At 61.6% G+C, this 25,737-nt stretch carries 24 protein-coding genes and 1 pseudogene; 10 read left to right on the top strand and 15 right to left on the bottom strand.

Features of this window, described 5'->3' with window-relative positions; translation table 11 throughout:
* Positions 1–112 precede the first annotated feature (112 nt).
* The 5 genes from HU715_RS08765 to HU715_RS08745 all read left to right on the top strand — a co-directional run bounded on the left by HU715_RS08765 (position 113) and on the right by HU715_RS08745 (position 5,794).
* The gene (locus tag HU715_RS08765) at positions 113–1,771 is read left to right on the top strand and encodes an AMP-binding protein (RefSeq protein WP_186705580.1); all 1,659 of its coding nucleotides are present in this window, start codon (positions 113–115) and stop codon (positions 1,769–1,771) included.
* 16 nt (positions 1,772–1,787) lie between these two features.
* The gene (locus tag HU715_RS08760) at positions 1,788–2,549 is read left to right on the top strand and encodes an SDR family NAD(P)-dependent oxidoreductase (RefSeq protein ID WP_186705581.1); all 762 of its coding nucleotides are present in this window, start codon (positions 1,788–1,790) and stop codon (positions 2,547–2,549) included.
* 13 nt (positions 2,550–2,562) lie between these two features.
* Complete coding sequence (locus tag HU715_RS08755) at positions 2,563–3,753, top strand: acetyl-CoA C-acyltransferase (protein ID WP_186705582.1); 1,191 nt, start codon at positions 2,563–2,565, stop codon at positions 3,751–3,753.
* A 9-nt stretch (positions 3,754–3,762) separates the two neighbouring features.
* Positions 3,763–4,890, top strand: coding sequence for an acyl-CoA dehydrogenase (locus HU715_RS08750; protein ID WP_186705583.1), 1,128 nt, complete (start codon positions 3,763–3,765; stop codon positions 4,888–4,890).
* Positions 4,891–5,020: 130 nt separating this feature from the next.
* Entirely contained in the window at positions 5,021–5,794 is a 774-nt protein-coding gene (locus tag HU715_RS08745; protein WP_014338306.1) for an enoyl-CoA hydratase, read from the top strand.
* 569 nt (positions 5,795–6,363) lie between these two features.
* On the opposite strand, the gene HU715_RS08740 is transcribed toward HU715_RS08745, so the two are convergent.
* From HU715_RS08740 to HU715_RS08685, 12 genes are all read right to left on the bottom strand, one after another.
* Positions 6,364–7,515 (bottom strand): acyl-CoA dehydrogenase family protein, encoded by a 1,152-nt coding sequence (locus tag HU715_RS08740; RefSeq protein ID WP_186705584.1) that lies wholly within the window; start codon positions 7,513–7,515, stop codon positions 6,364–6,366.
* Positions 7,516–7,518: 3 nt separating this feature from the next.
* Positions 7,519–8,625, bottom strand: coding sequence for an enoyl-CoA hydratase/isomerase family protein (locus HU715_RS08735; protein WP_186705585.1), 1,107 nt, complete (start codon positions 8,623–8,625; stop codon positions 7,519–7,521).
* 134 nt (positions 8,626–8,759) lie between these two features.
* Positions 8,760–9,467, bottom strand: coding sequence for an HPP family protein (locus HU715_RS08730; RefSeq protein ID WP_186705586.1), 708 nt, complete (start codon positions 9,465–9,467; stop codon positions 8,760–8,762).
* Positions 9,468–9,643: 176 nt separating this feature from the next.
* Positions 9,644–11,023, bottom strand: a complete 1,380-nt coding sequence (locus tag HU715_RS08725) for a UDP-glucose dehydrogenase family protein (protein WP_186705587.1) — start codon at positions 11,021–11,023, stop codon at positions 9,644–9,646.
* Positions 11,024–11,115: 92 nt separating this feature from the next.
* A complete protein-coding gene (locus tag HU715_RS08720; protein WP_186705588.1) occupies positions 11,116–11,889 on the bottom strand; it encodes a metal-dependent hydrolase in 774 nt (257 codons plus the stop codon).
* A 3-nt stretch (positions 11,890–11,892) separates the two neighbouring features.
* Positions 11,893–12,861, bottom strand: coding sequence for a fatty acid desaturase family protein (locus HU715_RS08715; RefSeq protein WP_186705589.1), 969 nt, complete (start codon positions 12,859–12,861; stop codon positions 11,893–11,895).
* Complete coding sequence (locus HU715_RS08710; protein WP_367617199.1) at positions 12,854–14,131, bottom strand: MFS transporter; 1,278 nt, start codon at positions 14,129–14,131, stop codon at positions 12,854–12,856. The genes HU715_RS08715 and HU715_RS08710 overlap by 8 nt, the downstream gene beginning before the upstream one ends.
* Positions 14,128–14,715 carry a hypothetical protein gene (locus HU715_RS08705; RefSeq protein WP_225917576.1) on the bottom strand — a complete coding sequence of 196 codons (588 nt, stop codon included), beginning with the start codon at positions 14,713–14,715 and terminating at the stop codon, positions 14,128–14,130. The genes HU715_RS08710 and HU715_RS08705 overlap by 4 nt, the downstream gene beginning before the upstream one ends.
* A 297-nt stretch (positions 14,716–15,012) precedes the next feature.
* Positions 15,013–15,933, bottom strand: a complete 921-nt coding sequence (locus tag HU715_RS08700; protein ID WP_186705592.1) for a LysR substrate-binding domain-containing protein — start codon at positions 15,931–15,933, stop codon at positions 15,013–15,015.
* Positions 15,934–16,069: 136 nt separating this feature from the next.
* Positions 16,070–16,609 carry a hypothetical protein gene (locus HU715_RS08695; protein WP_186705593.1) on the bottom strand — a complete coding sequence of 180 codons (540 nt, stop codon included), beginning with the start codon at positions 16,607–16,609 and terminating at the stop codon, positions 16,070–16,072.
* A 30-nt stretch (positions 16,610–16,639) separates the two neighbouring features.
* On the bottom strand, positions 16,640–17,431 hold the full coding sequence (locus HU715_RS08690) for a putative hydro-lyase (RefSeq protein WP_186705594.1): 792 nt from the start codon (positions 17,429–17,431) through the stop codon (positions 16,640–16,642).
* 91 nt (positions 17,432–17,522) lie between these two features.
* The gene (locus HU715_RS08685) at positions 17,523–18,470 is read right to left on the bottom strand and encodes a LysR family transcriptional regulator (RefSeq protein WP_186705595.1); all 948 of its coding nucleotides are present in this window, start codon (positions 18,468–18,470) and stop codon (positions 17,523–17,525) included.
* Between the two features lie 241 nt (positions 18,471–18,711).
* Here HU715_RS08685 and HU715_RS08680 point away from each other — a divergent pair, with 241 nt between their 5' ends.
* Together HU715_RS08680 and HU715_RS08675 are read left to right on the top strand one after the other, a co-directional pair.
* Positions 18,712–19,953, top strand: coding sequence for an OprD family porin (locus HU715_RS08680; RefSeq protein WP_186705596.1), 1,242 nt, complete (start codon positions 18,712–18,714; stop codon positions 19,951–19,953).
* A gap of 251 nt (positions 19,954–20,204) precedes the next feature.
* Positions 20,205–20,777, top strand: a complete 573-nt coding sequence (locus tag HU715_RS08675) for a phosphoglycerate mutase family protein (RefSeq protein ID WP_186705597.1) — start codon at positions 20,205–20,207, stop codon at positions 20,775–20,777.
* On the opposite strand, the gene HU715_RS08670 is transcribed toward HU715_RS08675, so the two are convergent.
* A complete protein-coding gene (locus HU715_RS08670; RefSeq protein ID WP_186705598.1) occupies positions 20,766–21,446 on the bottom strand; it encodes a class I SAM-dependent methyltransferase in 681 nt (226 codons plus the stop codon). The genes HU715_RS08675 and HU715_RS08670 overlap by 12 nt on opposite strands.
* A 56-nt stretch (positions 21,447–21,502) precedes the next feature.
* Positions 21,503–22,132, bottom strand: a complete 630-nt coding sequence (locus HU715_RS08665; RefSeq protein WP_186705599.1) for a LysE family translocator — start codon at positions 22,130–22,132, stop codon at positions 21,503–21,505.
* Between the two features lie 155 nt (positions 22,133–22,287).
* On the opposite strand from HU715_RS08665, the gene HU715_RS08660 reads away from it, so the two are divergent.
* From HU715_RS08660 to HU715_RS08655, 3 genes and pseudogenes are all read left to right on the top strand, one after another.
* Positions 22,288–23,670, top strand: a complete 1,383-nt coding sequence (locus HU715_RS08660) for an XAC2610-related protein (RefSeq protein WP_186705600.1) — start codon at positions 22,288–22,290, stop codon at positions 23,668–23,670.
* 91 nt (positions 23,671–23,761) lie between these two features.
* Positions 23,762–23,848, top strand: a pseudogene (locus HU715_RS27285) (RidA family protein); the annotation flags it as partial.
* Positions 23,849–23,919: 71 nt separating this feature from the next.
* Entirely contained in the window at positions 23,920–24,918 is a 999-nt protein-coding gene (locus tag HU715_RS08655; protein WP_186705601.1) for an NAD(P)-dependent oxidoreductase, read from the top strand.
* Positions 24,919–24,967: 49 nt separating this feature from the next.
* On the opposite strand, the gene HU715_RS08650 is transcribed toward HU715_RS08655, so the two are convergent.
* Complete coding sequence (locus HU715_RS08650) at positions 24,968–25,726, bottom strand: SDR family oxidoreductase (protein WP_186705602.1); 759 nt, start codon at positions 25,724–25,726, stop codon at positions 24,968–24,970.
* Between the last annotated feature and the right edge of the window lie 11 nt (positions 25,727–25,737).

Below are 25,737 nucleotides of genomic sequence, written 5' to 3'. Positions count from 1 at the left end.
CAGTCAAGCAACTTGATGGCTTTGACCATTGCCGCCACCGCCCTTCGGCGCGAGTATTTACCCGCTCTTCAAGGTTCCCCCACCCAATAAAAAGTACAGAGGGATTCTGGTCATGCGCGATTATTCGTCCGCCACGTCGCAGTTCGATTACCTGCACACCGTCAACGCCGCACTGCACGGCTCGCTCGAGGCGCTCAATGCCTGCGTCGAGTGTTGCGATCGGCATGCGTTGCCGGGGCGCATCGCCTTGTTCTGGGAGGGCCGTGACGGCAGCGAGGCCACCTGGACGTACCGCGACCTGCAGGACAACGCCGCGCGGTTCGCCAATTTCCTGCGTGCCCAAGGCGTCGGCAAGGGTGACAAAGTGGCCGGCCTGCTGCCGCGCACCGCTGAACTGCTGATCGTGGTCCTCGCCACCTGGCGTATCGGCGCGGTGTATCAACCGTTGTTCACTGCGTTCGGCCCCAAGGCCATCGAGCATCGCCTCGGCAGCTCGGGCGCGCGCGTGGTCGTCACCGATGCGGTCAACCGTCCCAAGCTCCAGGATATCGCCGGTTGCCCCTCCGTCGTCACGGTCGGCGGCGAAAAGGGCCAGGGCATCGTGCACGGCGACTACAGTTTCTGGGCCGAAGTGGCGAATCATTCCAACCAATGCGAACCGCTGATGCTCACCGGTGAAGACCCGTTCCTGCTGATGTTCACCTCTGGCACCACGGGGCCTGCCAAGGCGCTGTCGGTGCCGCTCAAGGCCATCGTGGCGTTCCAAAGCTACATGCGTGATGCGGTGGACCTGCGCCCGGAAGACGCCTTCTGGAACGTCGCCGACCCGGGTTGGGCCTACGGCATCTATTTTGGCGTGACCGGACCGCTGGCCATGGGGCATCCGATCACTTTCTACGATGGCCCGTTCACCCTCGAAAGCACCTGTCGGATCATCAATAAATACGGTATCACCAACCTGACCGGCTCGCCCACGGCCTATCGTTTGTTGATCGCCGGCGGCGAGCAGTTCGCCCGCTCGATCAAGGGCAAGCTGCGCCTCGTCAGCAGTGCCGGCGAGCCGTTGAACCCCGAGGTGATCCGGTGGTTCGCCGACAACCTCAGCGTGGTGATCCATGACCATTACGGCCAGACCGAACTGGGCATGGTGCTGTGCAATCACCACGGGCTGGAACATCCCGTTCACCTGGGCGCGGCCGGTTTCGCCTCGCCGGGCCATCGCATCGTCGTGCTGGATGAAAACCAGCGCGAACTGGGCGTGGGCCAGCCGGGCATTCTCGCGGTGGACCGCAGCCAGTCGCCCATGTGCTGGTTCGCCGGTTACGAAGGCGGACCGACCAAGGCCTTCGTCGGTGACTACTACCTGAGTGGTGACACCGTGGAGCTGAACCCGGACGGCAGCATCAGCTTCGTCGGCCGCAGCGACGACGTGATCACCACCTCCGGTTACCGGGTCGGTCCGTTCGATGTGGAAAGCGCGCTGATCGAACACCCAGCCGTGGTAGAAGCCGCGGTGATCGGCAAGCCGGACCCGGAGCGTACGGAGTTGGTGAAGGCCTTCGTGGTGCTTGGCGCCCAATACCGCGCCTCAGCGGAGCTGGCCGAGGAGCTGCGCCTGCACGTGCGCCAGCGCCTGGCGGCCCATGCCTATCCCCGTGAAATCGAATTTGTCAGCGACTTGCCGAAAACCCCAAGCGGCAAGTTGCAGCGCTTTATCTTGCGCAACCAGGAAATCGCCAAGGCCCAAGAGGCGCAGAACGTTTCAGCTTGAATCCAAGGAAACCATGATGCAGATCGACAACAAGATTTTCCTCGTCAGCGGCGGTGCTTCCGGCCTCGGCGCGGCCACCGGTGAAATGCTGGTCAAGGCCGGCGCCCAGGTGATGCTGGTGGACCTCAACGCCGACGCCGTAGCCGCCCAGGCGCAAAAACTAGGGTGCCAGAGCGTGGTGGCCGATATCAGCAACGAGGCGGCGGCTGAAGCGGCGGTCAAGGCCACGGTCGATGCGTTCGGTGGTCTGAATGGCTTGGTGAATTGCGCCGGTATCGTGCGCGGCGAGAAGATCCTCGGCAAGAACGGCCCCCACGCACTGGCCAGCTTCAGCCAGGTGATCAATGTCAACCTGATCGGCAGCTTCAACCTGCTGCGCCTGGCCGCCGCGGCCATTGCCGAAACCGAGGCCAACGCGGACGGCGAGCGCGGGGTGATCATCAACACCGCTTCCGTGGCGGCCTTCGACGGGCAGATCGGCCAGGCGGCTTACGCGGCCTCCAAAGGCGCCATCGCCAGCCTGACACTGCCGGCCGCTCGTGAGTTGGCGCGCTTCGGTATTCGGGTAATGACCATTGCGCCGGGAATTTTCGAAACCCCGATGATGGCCGGCATGACCCCGGAAGTGCGCGACTCCCTGGCCGCCGGCGTGCCGTTCCCACCGCGCCTGGGCAAACCTTCCGAGTACGCGGCGCTGGTCAGGCATATCATTGAAAACAGCATGCTCAACGGCGAGGTGATCCGTCTCGACGGCGCCTTGCGTATGGCAGCCAAATAAGTCAGGAGGATTCATGATGTCCAACGATCCTATTGTTATTGTCAGCGCCGTCCGTACCCCCATGGGCGGTTTCCAGGGCGAACTGAAAAGCCTCACCGCGCCACAACTGGGTGCCGCCGCCATCAAGGCCGCCGTGGAGCGTGCCGGTGTCGCGCCGGAGGCGGTTGAAGAGGTGCTGTTCGGTTGCGTGCTCGCCGCCGGCCAAGGCCAAGCCCCGGCGCGTCAAGCCGCGCTGGGCGCCGGGCTAGACAAGTCGACCCGCTGCACCACGCTCAACAAGATGTGCGGTTCGGGCATGGAAGCGGCGATCCTGGCCCATGACATGCTCATCGCCGGCAGTGCCGAGGTGGTGGTGGCCGGCGGCATGGAGAGCATGTCCAACGCGCCGTACTTGCTGGACCGTGCCCGCAGCGGTTACCGCATGGGCCATGGCCGGGTGCTTGACCACATGTTCCTCGACGGCCTGGAAGACGCCTACGACAAAGGTCGGCTGATGGGCACCTTCGCCGAAGATTGCGCCGAGGCCAACGGTTTCAGCCGCGAGGCCCAGGACGCCTTCGCCATTGCCTCCACCACCCGCGCCCAGCAGGCGATCAAGGACGGCAGTTTCGACGCCGAGATCGTGCCGTTGCAGGTCATGGTCGGCAAGGAACAAGTGACCATTCGCCACGACGAGCAGCCACCGAAAGCGCGGATCGACAAGATCGCCTCGCTCAAGCCGGCGTTCCGCGACGGCGGTACGGTGACGGCGGCCAACGCCAGTTCCATTTCCGATGGCGCCGCCGCCCTGGTGCTGATGCGCCAAAGCCAGGCAGCCGAGCGTGGCCTCAAGCCGTTGGCGGTGATCCACGGTCACGCGGCGTTCGCCGATACCCCGAGCCTGTTTCCCACTGCGCCGATTGGTGCCGTGAAGAAATTGATGCAAAAGACCGGATGGTCGCTGGATCAAGTCGATCTGTTTGAGGTCAACGAAGCCTTCGCCGTGGTGGGGCTGGTGACCATGGACAAGCTGGAAATCGCCCATGACAAGGTCAACGTCCACGGCGGTGCCTGTGCGTTGGGCCACCCGATTGGCGCGTCTGGCGCACGGATCCTGGTGACGCTGCTGTCGGCCCTGCGCCAGAAAGGCTTGAAGCGCGGCGTCGCGGCGATCTGCATCGGCGGCGGCGAAGCCACGGCCATGGCCGTCGAATGCTTGTATTAAGGAATCACCATGCTCCCGACTGAAGAACAGACCCAAATCCGTGACATGGCCCGGCAGTTCGCCGAGGAGCGGCTGAAACCGTTCGCCGCCGAATGGGACCGTGAACACCGTTTCCCCCGGGAAGCCATCGGCGAAATGGCCGAACTGGGCTTTTTCGGCATGCTGGTGCCGGAGCAGTGGGGCGGTTGTGACACCGGTTACCTGGCCTATGCCATGACCCTGGAGGAAATCGCCGCTGGCGATGGCGCATGCTCGACCATCATGAGCGTGCACAATTCGGTGGGCTGCGTGCCGATCCTCAAGTTCGGCACCGATGAGCAGAAGGCGAAATTCCTCACGCCCCTGGCCAGCGGCGCGATGCTGGGCGCGTTCGCCCTGACCGAGCCCCAGGCCGGGTCGGACGCCAGCAGCCTGAAGACACGAGCGCGGCTGGAGGGTGATCATTACGTGCTCAACGGTTGCAAGCAGTTCATCACCTCCGGGCAGAACGCCGGGGTGGTGATCGTGTTCGCGGTGACCGATCCGAGCGCCGGCAAGCGGGGCATCAGTGCCTTCATCGTGCCGACCGATTCGCCGGGCTACAGCGTGGCGCGGGTGGAAGATAAACTCGGCCAGCACGCGTCCGACACCTGCCAGATTCTGTTCGAGGATGTGAAGGTGCCGGTGGGTAATCGCCTGGGTGAGGAGGGCGAGGGCTACAAGATCGCCCTGGCCAACCTGGAAGGCGGCCGGGTGGGCATCGCGGCGCAAGCGGTGGGCATGGCCCGGGCCGCGTTCGAAGCGGCGCGGGACTATGCGCGGGAACGCTCCAGTTTTGGCAAGCCGATCATCGAGCATCAAGCCGTGGCGTTCCGCCTGGCGGACATGGCGACCCAGATCGCCGTGGCCCGGCAAATGGTGCATTACGCCGCCGCCCTGCGGGACAACGGCCAGCCAGCATTGATGGAAGCGTCCATGGCCAAGCTGTTCGCCTCGGAAATGGCCGAGAAGGTCTGCTCCATGGCGTTGCAGACGCTGGGCGGTTACGGTTACCTCAATGATTTCCCGCTGGAGCGTATCTACCGCGACGTGCGGGTCTGCCAGATCTATGAAGGCACGAGCGACATTCAGCGCATGGTCATTTCGCGCAATCTGTAGGAGCTGCCGCAGGCTGCGATCTTTTGATCTTGGTCTTTTCGTTCAGGAACCAGTTGGCAGGAAAAGATCGCAGCCTTCGGCAGCTCCTACAGGGCATCGAGCCAAATACAGCGCTTAACAGGAGTTATACATGAGCTACGAAACGATTTTATTGGAGATCAAGGACCGCGTCGGCCTGATCACCCTCAACCGTCCCCAGGCCTTGAACGCCTTGAATGCGCAGATCGTCAGCGAGCTGAACCAGGCGTTGGACAGCCTGGAGGCGGACCCGAAGATTGGCTGCATCGTGCTGACCGGTTCGAAAAAGGCCTTCGCCGCCGGGGCGGACATCAAGGAAATGGCTGAGCTGACCTACCCGCAAATCTACCTGGACGACCTGTTCAGCGACAGCGACCGCGTGGCCAACCGCCGCAAGCCGATCATCGCCGCGGTGAATGGTTTTGCCCTGGGCGGTGGCTGCGAGCTGGCGTTGATGTGTGATTTCATTCTGGCCGGGGACAATGCCAAGTTCGGCCAGCCGGAAATCAACCTCGGCGTACTGCCGGGCATGGGCGGCACCCAGCGCCTGACCCGTGCGGTGGGCAAGGCCAAGGCCATGGAAATGTGCCTGACCGGACGTTTCATCGACGCGGTGGAAGCCGAGCGTTGCGGCATCGTCGCGCGGATCGTACCGGCCGATGAACTGCTGGACGAAGCGCTGAAAACCGCAGCGTTGATCGCCTCCAAGTCGGTGCCCATTAGCATGATGGTCAAGGAAAGCGTCAACCGCGCCTTTGAAGTCAGCCTGTCCGAAGGCGTGCGTTTCGAACGCCGGGTATTCCATGCGGCGTTTGCGACGCAGGACCAGAAGGAAGGCATGGCGGCGTTCGTGGCCAAGCGTGCGGCGGAGTTTCAGGACAAGTAATGCGGCGTTGCTGTTGACGCTTTCGCGAGCAAGCTCGCTCCCACAGTGGATCGGTGGTGTACGCAGTATTTGCGTACGCCGCTGAACCCTGTGGGAGCTGGGCTTGCCCGCGATAGCGGCGGTACATTCGGCATTGTTGTGACAGATGCTCGCGAAGACGACGGTACATACAGCATTGTTGTGACAGATGCACCGCTTTCGCGAGCAAGCTCGCTCCCACAGTGGATCCGGGGTGTATGCAGCCTTTGTGTACGCCGCTGAACCCTGTGGGAGCTGGGCTTGCCCGCGATAGCGGCGGTACATTCGGCATTGTTGTGACAGATGCACCGCTTTCGCGAGCAGGCTCGCTCCCACAGTGGATCGGTGGTGTACGCAGCATTGGTGCACGCCACTAACCCCCGTGGGAGCGAGCCTGCTCGCGAAGACGACGGTACATACAGCACTGTTGTGACAGATGCACCGCTTTCGCGAGCAGGTTCGCTCCCACAGTGGCTTTGGGGCGTACGCAGTATTTGCGTACGCCGCTGAACCCTGTGGGAGCGAGCTTGCTCGCGATGCTTTTCCAGCCGCTACACCAGGTAGTGTTTCAGCTCCCGGGCGATGACCATTCGCTGTATCTCGCTCGACCCTTCGTAGATCTGGGTAATCCGCGCATCGCGGTAGTAGCGTTCTACCGGATAATCCTCGAGATACCCGTACCCGCCGTGAATCTGTATGGCCGAGGAGCAAACCTTTTCGGCCATTTCCGAGGCGAACAGCTTGGCCTGGGAGGCTTCCGACAGGCACGGCTTGCCGGCGCTGCGCAGCCGGGCGGCGTGGAGAATGAGCAGGCGGGTGGCGTTGATGCGGGTGTGCATGTCGGCCAGCAGGTTGGCGATGCTCTGGTGCTCGATGATCGGCTTGTCGAACTGGACACGATCACGGGCGTAGGCCAGCGCCGCTTCAAACGCTGCGCGGGCGATGCCCAGGGCTTGCGCCGCGATGCCGATGCGGCCGCCTTCCAGGTTGGACAGCGCAATGGCCAAGCCCTTGCCACGCGCGCCCAGCAGATTGGCCTCGGGGATGGTGCAATTGTTCAAGGTAACCGCGCAGGTGTCCGAGGCGCGGATGCCCATCTTGTGTTCAGTGCGATCGACGATGAATCCCGGCGTATCGGTAGGCACCAGGAACGCCGAAATACCTTTTTTGCCCAGCTCCGGATCGGTGACGGCAAACACAATCGCGAGTTTCGCCCGCTTGCCGTTGCTGACGAACTGCTTGGCGCCATTGATCACCCACTGGCCATCGCGCAGTTCGGCCCGGGTGCGCAGGTTGTGGGCTTCGGAACCGGCCTGGGGCTCGGTCAGGCAGAAGCAGCCAATGGCCTGGCCACTGGCGAGCTCCGCCAGCCACGTCTGCTTCTGTTCATCGGTGCCGAAATTCAGCACCGGCCCGCAACCCACCGAGTTGTGGATGCTCATCAGCGCCCCGGTGGCACCGTCGCCCGCGGAGATTTCCTCCACCGCCAGGGCATAGGCCACGTAGTCGACATAAGTGCCGCCCCATTCTTCCGGCACCACCATCCCCAACAGGCCCAGTTCGCCCATCTTCGCCACCAGGGCGTCGTCGATCCAGCCGGCTTTTTCCCAGGCCTGGGCATGGGGGGCGATTTCACCACGGGCGAAATCCCGGGCCATGTCGCGGATCATCACTTGTTCGTCGGTCAGTTCGAGGTCGTGCATGGCTCAGTTCCCGTGGTCGTCGAAGCCGTCGAAGAAACTCGCCACATGGTCGGCGTCCAGCGCCTCCAGGGTCGGCGGGTTCCAGCGCGGGTTCTTGTCTTTGTCGATCAGCAAGGCGCGCACGCCTTCGATCAGGTCTCCGCGTTCGAACCATTGCCGGTCCAGGTGCAGCTCCAGGGCAAAACAGTCTTCCAGGCTCAAATGCCGGCCGCGCCGCAGCATTTGCAAGGTCACGGCCATGGCCAGGGGCGAGCGGCTGTCCAGCAGGTCGGCGGTCTTCACCGCCCATTCATGACTGTTGGCGACGGTGACCTGGCGCAACTGCTCGACCATGCTCGGTACGTCGGGCAGGGCAAAGAAATGGTCGATGGCTGGGCGCAAGTCGGCCAGGGGCGGGGCAGGGAGCTGTTGCTGGCCGAGCTTGGCCAGCAGGCTTTGCAGATCCTTGAGCGGCGTGTCGTGCCATTCCAACCGATCGAGACGCTCGTCCAGTTGCTTGAGCTTGCGGCTGTCGAGGTACCAGTCGGCGAGCCCGCAGTACAACGCGTCGGCGGCGCGGATCTGTACGCCGCTGACCCCCAGGTAGATCCCCAGCTCACCGGGAATGCGCGGCAGGAAATAACTGCCGCCGACGTCGGGGAAATAACCGATGGCGACTTCTGGCATGCCCAGGCGACTGCGTTCGGTCACGACCCGCAGGTCGGCGCCTTGCACCAGGCCCATGCCGCCGCCCAGCACGAAGCCGTCCATCAAGGCGAGGATCGGTTTGCGGTAGTGGTGGATCGTCAGGTCGAGGGCGTATTCCTCGACGAAGAAATCTTCGTGCAGGGTATCGCCTTGTTTGTGACTGTCGTATAGCGAGCGGATATCACCGCCGGCGCAGAACGCTTTGTCACCGGCGCCACGCAGTACCACGGCGCGGATCTGTGGGTCGAGTGCCCACGTATCGAGTTGTTGTTGCAAGCTGCGCACCATGCCCAGGGTCAGGGCATTGAGGCCGGCGGGGCGGTTCAGGGTCAAGTGGCCAACGTGATTGCGAACGTCGACCAGCACCTCATGGGCCACGACTTCGATGGTTTCCGCAGCTTGGGATGAAACCTGAGCTGTCATCGCTAACTCCCTGCTTTTATTGTTTTTTATGAATTGTGTCGCGCGTACCCGATCAGGATCGTACCAGTGCAAATTTGCCTTGCACAACCGGGATACGTGCAGGTCCTGTCTGCATATTTATAGCAGCCACAGGCTCAACCGCGACTTGAAAGGACCTCTGTGATGCTGCGGCGCTTGGCATTTCGCTCGCTGACGTGGATGAGTTGTTCCAGATCTTCCGGGGTGACGTCGAAGAATGCCTCCATTTCCGCCAGGGCCAATTTCAGGTCTTCGGCGGTGATGGCCTGGCGGTCGACGGGAGGGTGGTCGGCCGGTATGACGGCCACCGGTTCGCTGGCGCGCTTGGGATAGCGCACCCGTGTCAGGTTGTTGTAGGCCAGCGCAAAGGTGAGCAACCCGGAGCCGGCCAGCATGGCCGCGCCAACCGCCTGCCAGTCCAGGGCAACGATAGACGGATCCGCTAGCACTAAGGTCGCCGCCAAGGCACCGGCCGGCGGGTGCAGGCAACGCAGCCAGCACATCAGCACCAGCGCCATGCCGGCCGCCAGGCAGGCGCTGCCCAGCGTACGCCCCAGGACATGGGCCACCAGCAGCGCCACGACCGACGCGCACAGGTAACCGCCGACAATCGACCACGGCTGCGCGAGGGCGCCCGATGACACGGCAAACAACAGCACGGCCGAAGCCCCGAGGGGCCCGATCAGGTGTTGTGCCACCTCCAGGCCAAAGACCTGGCCACATAACCAGACACTGAACAGGGTCCCCAATGCCATGCCGATGGCGGCGCGGCTCCATTCGGTGGGACGGGTATTGATAGCGGCGGGGATCCAGCGAGAAAACATTAAGCGAAAATCCAAAAAACGAACAAAAAAAGGGGCTTACGGGGAGGTCCCAGAAAGCCCTTTAAGTGTTCCAACAGTTGGGGGAGGAACGGTACACAGTGTGCCGGTCACAACCCTCGCTTACAAATTCATATTAATGCAGCTTGAGTGCATTAATTTTGAGGTAACGATCTCGCTCAAGCACTTCTGGAGGCTGGGAACCAGGTCTGCTGGGCAATGGGCAGGCCGCGCGATTGCCCGCGGCCCATCGGGAAATAGGTGAAGCCCTTGTCAGCCATGCGCTCCGGGTCAAACAGGTTGCGACCGTCAAAAATCACCGGGGCCTTGAGCCGCTGCCGGAGCAGGTCGAAGTCCGGCGCCTTGAAGGGCTGCCATTCGGTGCAGATGACCAGCGCGTCGGCGCCCGGCAACACCGATTCCGGTGTGCCCATCAACATGAGTCGGGTCTCGTCGGGGTATAGCAGTTGCGTCTGCTGCATCGCCTCCGGGTCATACGCACGGACGCTGGCCCCGGCGGCCCAGAGCGATTCCAGCAGGGTGCGGCTCGGTGCGTCACGCATGTCGTCGGTGTTGGGCTTGAAGGCCAGGCCCCACAGCGCGAACGTCTTGCCGCGCAGGTCGCCCTGGTAGAATGCGTTGATCCGTTCGAACAGTTTGTGTTTCTGCCGCCCGTTGATGGCTTCCACCGCTTGCAGCAAGTCGCTGGAACAATGGGCCTGTTCGGCGGTGTGGATCAAGGCGCGCATGTCCTTGGGAAAGCACGAGCCGCCGTAGCCGCATCCCGGGTAGATGAAGTGGTAGCCGATGCGCGAGTCGGCGCCGATGCCCAGGCGCACGGACTCGATGTCGGCCCCCAGGTGTTCGGCCAGTTCAGCGATCTGGTTGATGAAGCTGATCTTGGTCGCCAGCATGCCGTTGGCGGCGTATTTGGTCAGTTCGGCGCTGCGCAGGTCCATGAACAGGATCCGGTCGTGGTTGCGGTTGAACGGCGCGTACAGGTCACGCATGGTTTCGCGCACTTCATCGCGCTCGCAGCCGATCACGATGCGGTCCGGACGACGGCAATCGGCGACCGCCGAGCCTTCCTTGAGAAATTCCGGGTTGGAGACGATATCGAACTGCAGCAAGCGACTGGCCTTGAGCAGGCATTTGTCGATGTGCCCCCGCAGGACGTCGCCGGTGCCCACCGGCACGGTGGATTTCTCCACCACAATGAGCGGTTGCTCGCGGTAGCGGGCGACGGCCTCGCCAACGGCCAGGACCTGGCTCAAGTCCGCGCTGCCATCGTCCCGGGAGGGCGTGCCCACCGCGATAAACAACACCTGGCCGTGTTGCACGGCAAGTTGTTCGTCACAGGTGAAGTGCAAGCGCCCGGCCTCCAGCCCTTCACGCACCAGCGTGGCCAGGCCGGGCTCGAAAATACTCACCTGGCCTTGCCGCAGGCTGTCGACCTTGCGCTCGTCGATGTCCATGCACACCACGTCATGGCCCACTTCGGCCAACACGGCGGCTTGCACCAACCCTACGTAACCACTTCCGAATACACTGATCTTCATGGCGGATTCCCTGGATCATTCCGAGTGGGCGACCTGCAAAACCGCGTTCGCCGCAGTGCGCTGGGCTCAGAATAAGTCGGGGATATTGCAGTTCACTGACAGTCCGCCGCCGCAGGTGCTTTCAGCGGTAGAAAGTAGGCGGCCCATCCGGCGGCCAGCAATGCCAGGTTTGCACCATCGCGTAGCAGCAGCCGGCCCGTCGCCTGTCGCAGTCGTTTGGCGCTGACACGGCCCCGGGCGATGTCCAGGCGAGCAAAGCCAAACAGATGACGCAGGACATCGAACGCCATGAGCGCCGACGCTGCCAGAAAATAAAGAATGCGCTGCCAATAGGGGACACCCAGCGCCTGCAGCAGGTCGGTGGTGACGTGCTGATGGGCGACTTCCTCGGCGCAATGCCAGCGCCACAGGCGTGTTTGTGGCGAGACGCGGGTCGACAGCAGCCCACCGTCGCGCAAGGCGATCCGGGACGTGACCGCTGTCACGTGTTCAAACGCAGCGGCCAAGGACAACTGCGCATTGAGTGACAATTTGCTGCGCAAGGCATCGAGATCCTTTTCGATTCCGTGTTCGTATTTTCGGACCTCAAACCCCTGCTTTTCCAATTGCTGGTTGTATAACCGGTGCGCTCGCTGGTGGGCGCGTTCCTCGGCCACGAAGCGGCGCGATTGTTCAGCCAGCGTCGAGGTTGGCGGCAAGCGCAAGGCGGATGACTCCACCACCGATATCACGAACTGTTCGCCAGCGGGCAGCAGCACCGAGAACGCGTCGAACAGGTAGGTCTTGATCGGTGTGTCGTTCCAGAAGGGTTCAATGCAGATGCCTCCTCCAGGACGATCGGTGGCCTGCTGTCGGATGAAGTCCATCGGTCAGTTCCTCGTGCGTGAGCTTACAGCGGTATAGGCAGCGACTTCGCGTATCAGCCCCGTGCAATAGCCTCGGGTGACGTGCGCTCGCTCGACATACGCCGGGTCTTCCATGAGCGCCGCGTGCACCTGTGCCAGGCGAAAACCGGGTACGGCGGGATACCGATGGTGCTCGGCATGAAAGCCCACGCCATGAGGCGCAATCAACAGGCGCTCCCACCAAGGAGCAATGACGGTTCGAGAAACACCGTGGCCGGGTTGGGGCAATGCAAAGTGCTCGGCCACATCGCGCCAATACAACAGCACCATCAGCACCGTGAACATAGGAACCAGCCAATACACCAGGGCCTCCAGCCATAAGTGGAACCCGGTGAGGAGCGCGGCCACCACGATTGCAAAGATCCATTGCCGGTATTGAGTAGAAGGGGGACATTGCGAGGCCATTTTCGATGTCACCAGGGCCGTTTTGAATTCGTGAAGGCTGTACAGGCCGCCGCAATGCTTGATCAGCAGGATGACCACATCGAAACTGGACTTGGGGAAGGTGAACCGATCCTGTCCTATGCACGATACCCAGTTGGGATCACGCTCGGTGGCCGTATGCAGGTGGTGGGCGGCGTGGTCTCGCCGGAAGCCGAACAAGGTGATGGTAAAAGGAAGCGCCGTCAGGAGATCCCCCAGCGTGTCGTTGAGTACCGGGCGGGTCCGGCTGAATTGGCGGTGTGAAAACTCGTGCATGAGAATGAGCAACGCATGTTGCCGGGTGCCGATGAGCACGACGGCCAGCACCGTGGCGAAAATCGACTCCGCCTGGATAGCCAGGCCAGCCGCCCCCACAATGAGCACCCATTCGAAAACCGTGCAGGCAAGCAGGCGCAACGGGGCGGGGCGTCCCCACTCCAGCAACCGGGCGCGTTCAACGCTACGGTCGGGCCGCGCGGCTTGGACAGGTTCATGGGTTTGGTTAAACATCCGAGAGCCTCCTCAGGCCTGACCCGAAATAGGAGAAAAACACGACCGCCAGGAGTAGGGCGCCAGTGACCAGGAACAGGATCTCGATGGACACCCATTGCAAGACCCAACCCGATATCGCCGCCGAGACGGGTGCCAACCCAAAAAACACCAGCATGAACAGGCTCATGCCGCGCCCAAGCAAATGTGCTGGCAAGGCCCGCTGTAGCCAGGTGAACGCCATGACCTGCACGAAGCCGCCAAAGACGCCAATGGCAAACAGCAAGGTCACCCCTTGCCAAAGGGCATGGATCCACCCCAGCGGCATTACCAGCATGGCGATGGCGGCGTCGACAGCGAGTAGCGTGACACCCAGGTTGACGATTCGCAGTTTTGGGCTGGCGGTAAACATCAGCATGCCGAGCAGCGTGCCGGCCCCTTGGGCGCCGAACAGCCATCCCAATGCGGTGGCCTCAGGCGTGAAGCGTGCGTGAGCCAGCAATGGCAAGGCGACCTGCACCGGCCCGCTCATGAGCAGTGTCATGGCTGCCATGTAGCTCAGGTACGTGCGTAGAGGGCGATTGTGAAAGAAATAACGCAAGCCTTCCGTGGTGCTATGGCGGCTTGTTCCGGCACCAGGAATCAGACGGATAGGCAAGGTTCGCAACCCGAATGCGGACAGCGCGAAGGTCAGCGCATCGAGGGCAAACGCGATGACATAACCGTCCAGGGCAGCGTTGGCCGCTGGTCGCGTGCCGAGGGGTAGGAAGGCATGGGCGATGAGCCCGCCGGCGGCGACCGGTCCGATGGCGATGGTCAACTGCCTGAGGGCCAGGAAAATGCCGTTGGCCCGTTCCAGGTCGCGCGGGTCCACAATACCAGGCACCAGCGCACTGCCCGCCGGCAGCGTGAGCGCGCTGAACAGCCCCAACAGTGCCGCCGCCCCATAGATGATCGGTAACGTGGCATGGCCGGTGTAGAGCGCCCAGGCCAGGCCGACCAGGGTCAGCGCACTGCCGTAGCAGCCAGACATCCAGATCGAACGGGCACCAAACCGGTCGACCAGCGAGCCGCCCGTCAACAGGAACAGGGCCCGCGGCAAAGCCAGCGCGGCGAATGCCCAGCCAAGCGTCATGGGCTCTGGCGATATCGCCATGATGAGCAAGGGAAAGGCGACCAGGGTGAATTGATCGCCCACCATCGATGCCACGGCGCACGCCAGCAAACGGCGGAAATTGCGATCGTGAGCCAGTGGTCGCGCCTGGCCCTCCAGCGCAAGGGAGGTATTCACAAGCACACGAAGAACAATTTTTTCATGCGCTGCAACCAGCTCAGCGGGAGCCTTTTCCAGATGAAAGAAAGCCCCGACAGCGGCACCTTGCCCTGGATCAGCACGCCGACGTCCAATGAGGGCTCATGGGGAAAGTAGTTGTCCCGGATCGCGACAATTCGCCGAAATCCCTTTTTAAAGTAATAGCGCAGTTGGGGATCCAGTGGCAGCCCCTGGCGCTGGCTTTGCACGTAGCGGGTGACCGGGGTATCGGGATTCTTCGACAGCCAGTCCCGCAGGCCCGGAACGGGGGAGCCAAGGTAGACGTCCGACCAGCCCTGTTTCAGGGCGTAGGGCCAGAAAAACTCGAAAACGGCGTTCGCGGCCTTGGGGTCGACACTACTCAGGCTGATGCCAAACAGCGCGCCAGTCCTGGCGGATTCATCGCCGTGCTGTTTCCTGGCGCAGTCGGCCCAGGTCGAGCATTGGCGAATGTGATCGTGCCGGGTCGGCTTCATGAACAACGACGCCCGCGCCGTGCCGCTGCGTGCGCAAAACGCACCGACACTCAGGGCCGGGAATGCGGCGATCCGCGATGCAAGCATGGCGGCATCGGCTCGTTGATCGTCCGTCCATTTCTTTTGTTCGAGCTCCAGCAAGGAAGGGATGTCTGCGCATGACAGGAACCGAACGCAGACCTCCTCCTCACGGGGCATCTCGCCGCGCCGCGCGTCATGTCGGCGTGGCGGGTGATTCGGGGTTTTAATCGGTGCCTTGGGCGTTCTGCTTTTCAGGAATGCTTGCATCAGTTGGAGGACTCACCGATTGAAGTGGACGGGGATCAATCGGTGCCCACGGTATGTCAGCGGTGTGAAAATCTGATGACGGAATGAATGCTCGGCTTAATTCATGTCGAGCCGATAGCCGGCCGGCAGTTGCGCGACGAACTCGCCAACCACTTCCCGGGTCAAGCTGACGATGTCTTCCACTCGCTCCATGCCGGCACCGGTTCGCCAACTGGCGACGATGTCCATGACCGAGGGCAGCGGCACGCCATCCACCAACGTCAAGGTGCCTTGGGCCAGTTCACCGACCACCAGCGCCGCGGGCATGGCGCCAATGCCGAAGCCGTCGCGAACCAGGCGGGTGATGGCCGATGCCGAGTTCACGCAGTTGATGCGTGGCGAGACGATGTTGGCCGAGTGCAGCAGGTTGAGGATGTCCTGGTGGGGCCGGGAGTTGCGCGAGAAGGTCACGATGCGTTCCAGGGACAAATCTTCCAGCGACCCATAGGCGCGGTCATAGGCGGAGCCGGTGCGTACCACCCAGTGCATCGGATAACGGGTCAACAATGCGTTGCGCACGCTGTCCAGGCGCAGGATGTCGGTCTGGAAAATGATGTCCTGGTAGCCTTTTTCCAGTTGTGAGCAGAGGTTGCTCGCGGTGTCGGCCGACAGTTCGATTTCCAGGGCCGGGTAGCATTCCATCAGGCGAGTGACCAAGGGGCTGAGCCAGGTGTGGATCACCGTATCCATCGCACCGATGCGGATCCGGCCGCGCACCTGGCGCGGATCCTTGATCGCGGCTTTCATGCTTTGCATGGTATCCATGATGCGCTCGGCGTATTCCAGCACGCGCTGGCCTTCGGAGGTCAGCGACACCCCTTTGGAATCGCGCACGAACAGCCGCACACCCATTTCGTCCTCCAGGGCGGCGATCCGGCTGGAAATGGAGGCCTGGGTGGTGAACAGCTTTTCCGCGGTGAGGCGAAAGCTCTTCAGGCGGGCCACCCAGACGAAGGTTTCGAGAAACTTGATGTTCACTTGGGGCGGTTCCTTGGCGCAGTCATGGAAAGCATGGAAACTGTGGCGAGAGGATTATCACCCACCCTCTGTGGGAGCAAGGCTTGCTCCCACAGAGAAATCCCCTCCCACAGTCGCTAGGCAGGTTTCATATTCTTCACTGCTCGGCATTAGCCATATACAAGACCACTTCTTGCAACTCATGCAGAACCGGCACGTTATCGACAGCCGCTTCCGGCAGGCACCACGGATAGTCCAGCCTCGATGCCCAGGCCATGATCTTCGGCAGATCGGTCGCCGGCAGGGTCTTCATGTGTTCAATGGTGATGGTCAATCCCTCGGCCAGTCGCGACTGCGGATCGAACTGCCAGTCATACAGGCCGCAACCGACCCGCGCCTCGCCGCTGCTCTTGTCCGACATCGCCACCAGCCATTTGCACTGGAACGCTTCGGTGTCTACTGGCGGCGGGGCGGCCAGGCAGAACGTGTAGACGTTTTCGAAGGTCTGGCCGAAGCGACTGACCAGCACATCGCCAATGGCGGTACGGCCTTCAACGTGGCCAGGAAACGTGATGGCGCCGGTGCGCACGACCATGTCCAGGATAGCAGTCGGCGTAAAGGCCTGGTCCAGCAGGTGCGGGCGGTTGCCGTCCTTGGCATTGATGTACTGTTGAATCGATTGCCGAGCCGTGTTCATCGTGTATCCCTTCAGATTGTCATTCGTGGCTTACAAATCACTGTTCCACAAGTCCGTCACCAGCATGCAGCCCGGGGCGTGGGTGATGCACAACGGTGGGCGCGAGGCCTGGACCACCGATTGAGGCGTCACGCCGCAGGCCCAGAAGACCGGGATTTCGTCGGCTTCCACAGGCACGGCGTCGCCGTAATCCGGCGTGTCGAGGGATTGAATGCCGATCAGTGACGGATCGCCGATATGCACCGGAGCGCCGTGGACGTTGGGCATGCGCCCGGTGATCTGGATCGCCTGGATGGCCGCGGCGGCCTTCATCGGCCGCATGGTCACCACCATCTTGCCAGACAATCGGGCGGTGGGGCGTGTGTCGATGTTGGTCTGGAACATCGCCACATTGCGCCCCAGTTCAATGTGCCGCAAACGGATGCCGGCCTCCAGCAACGGTTGCTCGAAGGAGAACGAACAACCGAGGGCGAAGGCCACCAGGTCGTTTTGCCACAAGTGTTCGATGTCCAGGGGCGATTCGCTCAACTCGCCGTTGCGGTAGACCCGGTATTGAGGCACTTCATGACGGATATCGATGGCGGCACCCAGGTTGCGAAAGAACGGGTCCCCTGGCTCGGTCACGTCCAGCACCGGGCAGGCCTGGCGGTTGAGGGTGCAGTAGCGCAGGAATTCATTGGCCCAGTCGCCGGGCAGAATCACGATATTGGCTTGCACGCGACCTTGGCCCAGGCCGCTGGTATGGCCTTGGTATTGGCCGGCGGCGATGCTTTGGCGCAGGGCAACGGGTGAGCATTGTTGTAATTGTTCGAAGGACGTCATCACGGGTTCTCCAAGTGGTCGTTCGCTACTTTGGGAACAGCATGGCGATGACGTCCAACAAGGAATATTGGTACCCCGCGACAACTAAAAGTTATTCGAGAGGCGCTTGGCTGTTCAGTCCGGGGGCCGCCACCATGCGCAATGGCCCGACATCGACGGCGTACTGGCTGACCACCTGGCGGCTCATCTGGACGATATTTTCAATCAACTCCAGGCCGACGCCAGCGCGCCAGGACGCCACGACGTCCAGTTGGGGCAGGGCGGTGCCGGGGTCGAGTTGGATCAATTCGCCACTGGCCAGGGGCTTGGCCACCAGCGCGGCCGGCAAGGCGCCGATGCCGAAGCCGTCGCGAATCAGCCGGGTCATGGCCGAGACCGAATTGACGCAACTGACCCGCGGCGCACTCACCCCGTGGGCGTACAGCAGGTTGAGCACGTCCTGATGCGGACGCGAATGCTTGACGAAGGTGATGATGCGCTCGCCGGCCATCTCCACCAGCGACGCATAGGGCCGGGCATAGATCGATTGGCTCGCGGCGATCCAGTGCATGGGGTAGTGGCCCAGTTCCAGGTTGCGCACGCTTTCGTGGCGGACCAGATCGGTCTGGAACACGATGTCCAGGTAGCCTTTCTGCAGTTGCTCACAGAGGTTGCGCGCGGCATCGGCGGTGATCTCGATTTCCACGGCGGGGAACGCCTGCATCAGCATCGACATCAGCGGGCTGAGCCAGGTGTGGATCACCGTATCCATGACCCCGATGCGCACCAGGCCTTGCTGCGGGCTGCTGGTGTCCAGTGACTGCTTCAACGCGCGCTGGACGTCGAGCATCTGCTCGGCGTAGTCGAGCACTTTGAGGCCTTCGGGCGTCAGCGAGACCCCACGGGAATCCCGCACGAACAGGCGCAGGCCCAACTCCTCTTCCAACGAGGCGATCCGGCTCGAGATCGCCGCCTGGGTGCTGAACATCTTCTCGGCGGTGAGGCTGAAGCTTTGCAGCCGGGCAACCCAGACGAAGGTTTCGAGGAATTTGAGGTTCATGGAGGCTCTCTTGGTGCGTGTGGTTCTTATGATTGCAATTGTTACTCCAGATCGGGCCATCGGGCGCATCAAATTTTCTTATGGCCGATCCGGCTTTTTTCCCGTTTGACGCTGCGCCGATTCGACACAAAGAATCCGCTCCACGACGCAAGCCCACTGCGCCGGCATCCCCATGACAACAATAAAGAGGCGTGCGCAGAGCCCCTGGAGGGTTCGCTCGCGCCCATAAAAGGAGCGCGCCATGCAACACGCCACATTCCCTCGATGGACCTGGACCTCGGCGGGCACCTTGCTCGGCCTGAGCCTGATCGGCGTGCCGAACGCCCAGGCCGATTTCATCGCCGACAGCAAAGGCAACCTGGAAGCTCGTAACTTCTACTTCAACCGCGACTTCCGCCAGCACGGCGCACGGGACAAGGCCGAGGAATGGGCCCAAGGCTTTCTGCTACGAATGGAATCGGGATACACCGCCGGAACCGTGGGTTTCGGCCTCGATGCCTTGGGCATGGCCGGCTTCAAACTGGACTCCGGCGGCGGCACGGCTGGCACCAATCTGTTGCCGGCGGATCTGTCGGGCGGCTCCCAGGACCGTTATGGCGAACTGGGCCTGACCGCCAAGGCGCGCCTGTCCAAGAGCACCTTGAAGCTGGGCACGTTGCAGATCAAGGACCCGGCGGTGAGTTCCAACGACACGCGCCTGTTGCCGGGCACGTTCAAGGGCGGCTTGCTGAACGTGCAGGAAATCGATCGCTTGAAGCTGACCGCCGGGCAACTCACCCAGATCAACTTTGTCGACTCCACCGACTACCAGGACATGACCGCCAACCGCATTGGCGGCAGCAGCGACAGGTTTCAGTTCGCCGGGGCGGACTATCAGTTCCTGCCGAACCTCACGGCGCAATACCGCTATAGCCAGTTGCAAGACATCTACCAGCAAAACTACCTCGGGTTCGTCCACACCCTGGACCTGGGCCCAGGGCAGTCATTCAAGAGTGACGTGCGTTATTCGCGCAGTACCGAAGACGGCAGTTTCCGCGAACTCGACAACCAGGCTTTCGGCGCCTTGTTCACCTACAGCCTGGCGGGTCATGCGTTGGGCCTGGGTTATCAGCGCATGAGCGGTGACGATCCGTTCCCCTACATCGGTCGCAGTGATCCGTACCTGGTCAACTTCGTGCAGATCGGCGATTTCGCCAACATCGACGAGCGTTCCTGGCAAGCGCGTTATGACTACAACTTTGCCGCCATTGGCGTACCCGGGTTGACCTTCATGACCCGCTACATCACTGGCGACAACGTCCAGCGCAGCGCCCCGGGCGAAGGCAAGGAGTGGGAGCGCAACACCGATATTGCCTATGTGGTGCAAGACGGTAGGTTGAAAGGGCTGGGCTTGAAATGGCGCAACGCGACGGTGCGCTCGAATTTTGGCAATAACCTGGATGAGAATCGGTTGATCGTTAGCTACACCGTGGCACTTTGGTAAGACCTCCTCAACCTGTGGCGAGGGAGCTTGCTCCCGCTCGGCGGCGCAGCCGTCGTAACAACCCGCCAACCGTATTTTCCTGATGCATTGGGTTGAATGGGTTTGGGGCTGCTGCGCAGCCCAGCGGGAGCAAGCTCCCTCGCCACAGATGTAGCCCCTGAATAAGCTGCATGGCACTCGCTGAATGGCGTCTTTGCCTGTATACAGGTGCGCTTCGAAAGGGATTTGCCGGGAAACAAGGAGCTGTTGCCGTGATTTACCTGATACGCCATGCCACGCCGTTGATCGATTACAAACCCTGCAATGCCCGTTCGGCCAAGCTTCGGCTGGATGAATACAACCAGACATCATCCATCGATGAGGCTGAAATTACAGCCTTCCTGAGCCAGCCAAACGTATCTCAAATGCTCCTCGCGAGCGAAGCCAACATCATGTCCTCGCCCGTCAACAGAGCCTACGCGACGGCCTGCCGGTTGTTCGACGTGGCGCGTATCCAACAGGATGCTCGTTTACGTGAGTTTGACCTGCGGTTAAGCAGCATTCCCGTCCTGAAGATGGGCTTGAGGCATTGGTTCGCGTTGCACAGGATCCTTTGGTTGTTTGGGATTTCACTGGGGGCCGCCAGCCGAAAAGCCGAACACCAGCGGGCGCTCGGTGTGGCCGCTGAGCTTTACAGAGTCGGCGGCGAAGCTGGGAAGACCACAATCATCGTCTCCCACGGCATGTTTCTCAGAGCCGTCAGGAAAGCCCTGCAAAAGCGCGGCATGCAGGCGCACAGGGTTTATCGCTCGGGCTGTTTTACCGTCGAGTCGCTAACGCCATGAGGGGGATTGCTCGGCCACCAGCAATAACGACTGCGGCACCGGGCTTTGCGGGTGCTGTGGCTCCTGCAGGCTTACCAGTCGGAAACCCGCCATCTCCAAGGCGTTGAGCCAACTGGACAAGGTGCGCAAGTACCATGGCATGGGCTGCCATTGGCCTTTGAACCCATCGAAGGTTTCTTCGCGCCAGCCGTCCTGATAATTACCCGCCGCCACGGTCCAGGGATGCAGCGTCTGGAGCACCAGCGCGCCGCCTGGGCTGAGCAAGGCGTTCATCGCGGCGAGCAACGGGATGATGTCCTGGTGCAACAGGGCGAAGTTGGCGCAGATCAGGTCGTAGCCGCTGCCGACGTCCACCGTCGTCTCCACCAGTGCTTCATAACTTGCCAGATGCACCGGCGAGGAACCTGACGCACGGGCCGCTTCGACCAGTGTCGCGTCGCCATCCACACCCACCGCTTCGATGCCCCGTTCAGCCAGCGCCCGCAACAACCAACCTTCGCCGCAGCCCAGATCCAGCACGCGTTCGGGCCGGCGGCTCTGCACTGCCAGCAGCATGGCCTGGTCGGTGACTGTCCGACGGCTTTCGATGGCACCGCTGCGGATGGCTTCGATCCAGGCCTGGGCATTGTGGTGCCAACTTTGGAGGAGTTTGGTTTCGGGTGACGACATTAATCCGGCTTCGCAGTGGATGAGGTAAGCATAGGACAGCCCTGAGGCGTCGCGGGTCAAAGTGGTCGATCAAGAAACAACAGACGTGCCGCCAGCGCTGCCATGACGCCGGCAAAACCATACGTGCCCAGGCGTCTTGAAATCCCACCGTTGCCCAGTTTCGCCTTGAGCTGTGCGGCGCAAACACCCAGCAGCGTATGGAAGACGAGGGCAATCAGTGCCAGCAACGCTCCCAGGAAGATCAATTGCAGGCTCACGCCGCCAGCCTTGACGTCAACGAACTGAGGCAGGAACACCATGAAGAACAGCAGCGCCTTGGGATTCAAAAGGCTGTTGAGGGCGCCTCGGCAGAAGATTTTCCACAGCGAAGCTGCCTGCAGTTGGCTGTCCTGAGTCGCGGCCGGTGTTCTCAGTGCTTGCCAGGCCAGCCACAGCAAATAACCGGCCCCGGCCAGACGCAGCACGTCGAACGCCGGCGCCCAGCTCATCACCAGCGCGCCAATGCCAGCGCTGACCATCATCGTCATCAGCAGGTCCGAAAAGGAAATGCCGAGGGCCGCAGCGACGCCGGCACGCCAACCGTGGGCCAACGCATGGCTGGTGACAAAGGCCATGTTGGGCCCCGGAACGATCAGCAGAAGCACGACAGCAACCACGAACAGGTAGAGATTGGCGGTGTCCGGCATGGGGATCACTCCGAGGGATGAGCCTCGACAGTAAGCGAAGGACGAGGAGGGCGTCAGTTACAGTCCGGGCCTATCTGATAGCAACAGTCGTCTCTCGCGATGAATCACGAGGGTCGCTACACTGCCGCCCAACATTTCAGCAAGGAAGTGAGTGGATGCGTTCGCTTGTCGGTGGTGTGCTTCTTTCCACGACTCTGGTAGCCCCGGCCACGGCTGAGCCAAGGGTGTTTTCGGTGAATGACCGCAGCGACCAATACCGGGTCGAAGTGCGGTTCCCGGAGCCGCCGGAAGATCCGCATCAGTTGGCGCAAGCCTTTTTCACCGTGCGCGACAGCAAAACCGACGAAGTCCTGCAGCAATTGCAGACGCCCGCCGGCAATGTGCCCGTGGACCGCCATGGCAAGGTCGATAGCTGGCTACTCGGCCCCCAGAGCCTGTTGTACTTCGACGACTTCAACTTCGACGGCCACCAGGACTTGGCGATTCGCAACGGCAGCCATCCCGATGCGATCTACACACCGGCATTCGACGTCTACCTGCAAGACCCGCAGAAAACCCAATGGGTCCTCAACCCGGCCCTGACGAACCTGGCAAAGGAGGACAGCAAAGGCATGTTCTCGGTGAGCCCGTTGGACGGCGTCCTGCTTTCGCAAACCGATCGCGACTGCTGCTGGAGTCGCGCCACTCACTGGAAAATGCGCGGCGATGAGTTGGTCCTGCTCTACTCGAGCACCGAGGAGAAAATCCAACCCACCGAGCCTGGCGAAAACACCAGCATGCCCAGCGGCTACACGCGACGCACCACCGGTGAATTGAAAGACGGCCAGTGGCGTGAACAAGCGTGCCTGGAAGGCCCGGAGAAGGAAGATCCGGTGATCCTTGCCGGAACCCTCGACGGCAAGTCCCCGGTAGAACTCTGGTATCAGGTGCAAGGCGCCGTGATCATTGGCGAAGTGCGTTTTACCGAGGCAGGCGATGGCGAGCCGATCAAGCTGTTGGGGTTTGGGGACGACGCTGACGACGACCTTATCAGCCTCCATGAATATGCCGACGACGGCGGTCAAACGGGTACCTGGCGGATCTCCCGGGAAAACGTCGAGCCCTATCTTTTTACCGGCACCTGGATCAGCGACGTCAATGGCGACCACCGGCAATTGGCAGTCCGGTTGCACGATGAAGAACGGGAATTGGATGTCGCTAAAATCGACGACGTCGACGCTGACCAGCGCAGTGGCCATTACCGGATGCGCCAGGATGCCCTGGAGCGCGACGCCGATCTGGATCTCCAGATACTGCCGGACCGTGATGCCAACGGAAAAGAAGTCGCCGAATTCACCGTGACCCTGAAAGACGGTGTGACCAAGCACCACATCGTGCCGATGGAAACCGATAACCTGATCATCGTGCGCGAGCCGCAAGCGGCCGGGAGAAACGGTCCGTATCACATTCAATTGGTGAAAGGCTTTGCGGTGATTGGCTACAACGCGGAGCCCGAGTCACCGGACGGGCTGGCAGGGGTGTATTTGAAGCAGCGTTAAACGCGGCAACCATCCACCCCCAATCCAAATCACCTAATCCGAGCTATGTACAACCACTAGCAACATAATCGTCATTAAAAGTGAACGCTTCTCGCAAGCGCCTTATCCGAACTGGAGGGCCGTTGGCGTTAACTGGCTCGCTGGGTTCGACTTCGAGATCAAAGTCATCGCTCGAATTTCTGCTAAGTACCACCCGGTTGAGTTTGACGCTCCGGACAAGATGAAACCCGGAAACGAGGAGAACACACCATGTCACTTGATCCTATCTTGCTAATGGGCGGTTCCGGCGCTATTGGCCATCACACCGCCCGGGCGCTACGAGCCGCCCATCCCGAGGTGCCCCTGCTGATCGGTGGCCGCGACCTTGCCAAGGCTCAGCGGGCCGCAGAGCGAATGGGCGGGGCGCAGGGCGTGGTGATTGACGCCGACGCCGACGACCTGGGGCTCGGCGATCGTCCAGTCAGCGCCGTGGTGGTCTTTTACATGGACCACGCCCTTGCCGGATTACGTTTTGCGCAAAAGCGCGGCGTGCCGCACCTCAGCATCTCCTCCGGCGTTTTCGAGATCGCGCCGGAAATCGCAACGTACATGCACACGCCTGATGCTTCGCCGATTGTCCTCGGTTACGAATGGATGGCCGGCGCGACGACCGTGTCGACGCTGAGCATTGCCCGAGCCTTCGGCCGAGTCCAGGACATCCGTGTCAACGCCCTGGTCGATGAGCAGGATACTGGCGGTCCGACCGTCGCCACCGACTTTGAACATTTGAACAAGATGCTGCCCGCCGCGCTGACACGGCGCGACGGTGTGTTCGTCTGGCGCGAAGGAGAGGACTCCAAGGCAGGATTCCACGCGGTGGATGGTACGAAGATCGAGGCCACCGGCTTCTCGTCCATTGATGTCGTTGGCCTGGCGGCTGCGACGGGCGCGCCGAATGTCCAGTTCAACCTGGCCACCGCAGTGAGCTCAACCCGACGCCAGGGCAGGCCGATGTCCACCGAGATCATCATCGAACTCGTTGGCGAAGACAGCCAGGGCGAGCCGCTGCAGACACGTCATGCGCTCATCCATCCGGCAGGCGCGGCCCCCTTGACCGGCCTCAGCGTCGCGATGACTCTTGAACGTTTGATCGGGTTGGACGGCCAGCCACCGACTCCGCCAGGGCTGTACTTTCCTTATCAATTGCTGGATGCCACTGCGTATCTGGAGCGTCTGAAGCAGGAGGGTGGCGAATTGCGCAAGCTATAGGGGCCTCGCTGCAGGCTCTTTCAGGACTGCAGCGATGGCCTGGTCAATATCACTCTGTCGGTGGTTTGTAGCCCGCAAGCATGTTCAATATCTCATCGTGCGAGCCGCTCGCCTCAGCAAACCGCAAGGGTTTTGCGCGCTCGACGATAAGCTCTTGTGGGGTTGGAGATATCTCGAACAGCTCGAAGATTTCATTCAAGAACTCATCCAAAGGCATGGCGTGTTCGTCATTTTCCTGCCCAAGCAACGTGGTGCGCACACCTGGCGGTGCAAGCTCGATCACCTCGACGGGCGAGGCTTCCAGTTGCACGCGAAGACTTTGAGTGAACGAATGAACGGCCGCTTTGGTTGCGCTGTAGGTCGGTGTCGCAGGCAGCGGGACGAATGCCAAAGCCGAACTGACGTTGATGATTGTCGCACTGGGCTGCTTGATCAGTTGGGGGATGAAGGCGTACACCATGCGAATCGTGCCGAGCAGGTTCGTAGTCACGATATTTTCGGCGATGCTCAGGTCTTGCGCAGCGGTCAGATCCTCCCAGTGCATGATGCCGGCGTTGTTGATGAGAACGTTCAGATTCGGGTGACTGATCGCCAGCGTTTCGCAAGTGCGCTGGATGGATTGCGGATCAGAGACGTCCAGTAATACCGATTCAATACCTGGATGTTCTGACACGATCTTGTCGAGCAGAGCCTTGCGACGTCCCGCGATGATGACGGTGTTACCCGCCTTGTGCAGCCTGAGCGCCAAGCCAAGGCCTATGCCTGAGGTGCTGCCGGTGACCAGGATCGTGTTGCCCGTGCTGTTCATAGTAAACTCCG

The organism is Pseudomonas zanjanensis (assembly GCF_014268745.2).
Classification (GTDB): Bacteria; Pseudomonadota; Gammaproteobacteria; order Pseudomonadales; family Pseudomonadaceae; genus Aquipseudomonas; species Aquipseudomonas zanjanensis.
This window is presented reverse-complemented; position numbering and strand designations above follow the sequence as displayed.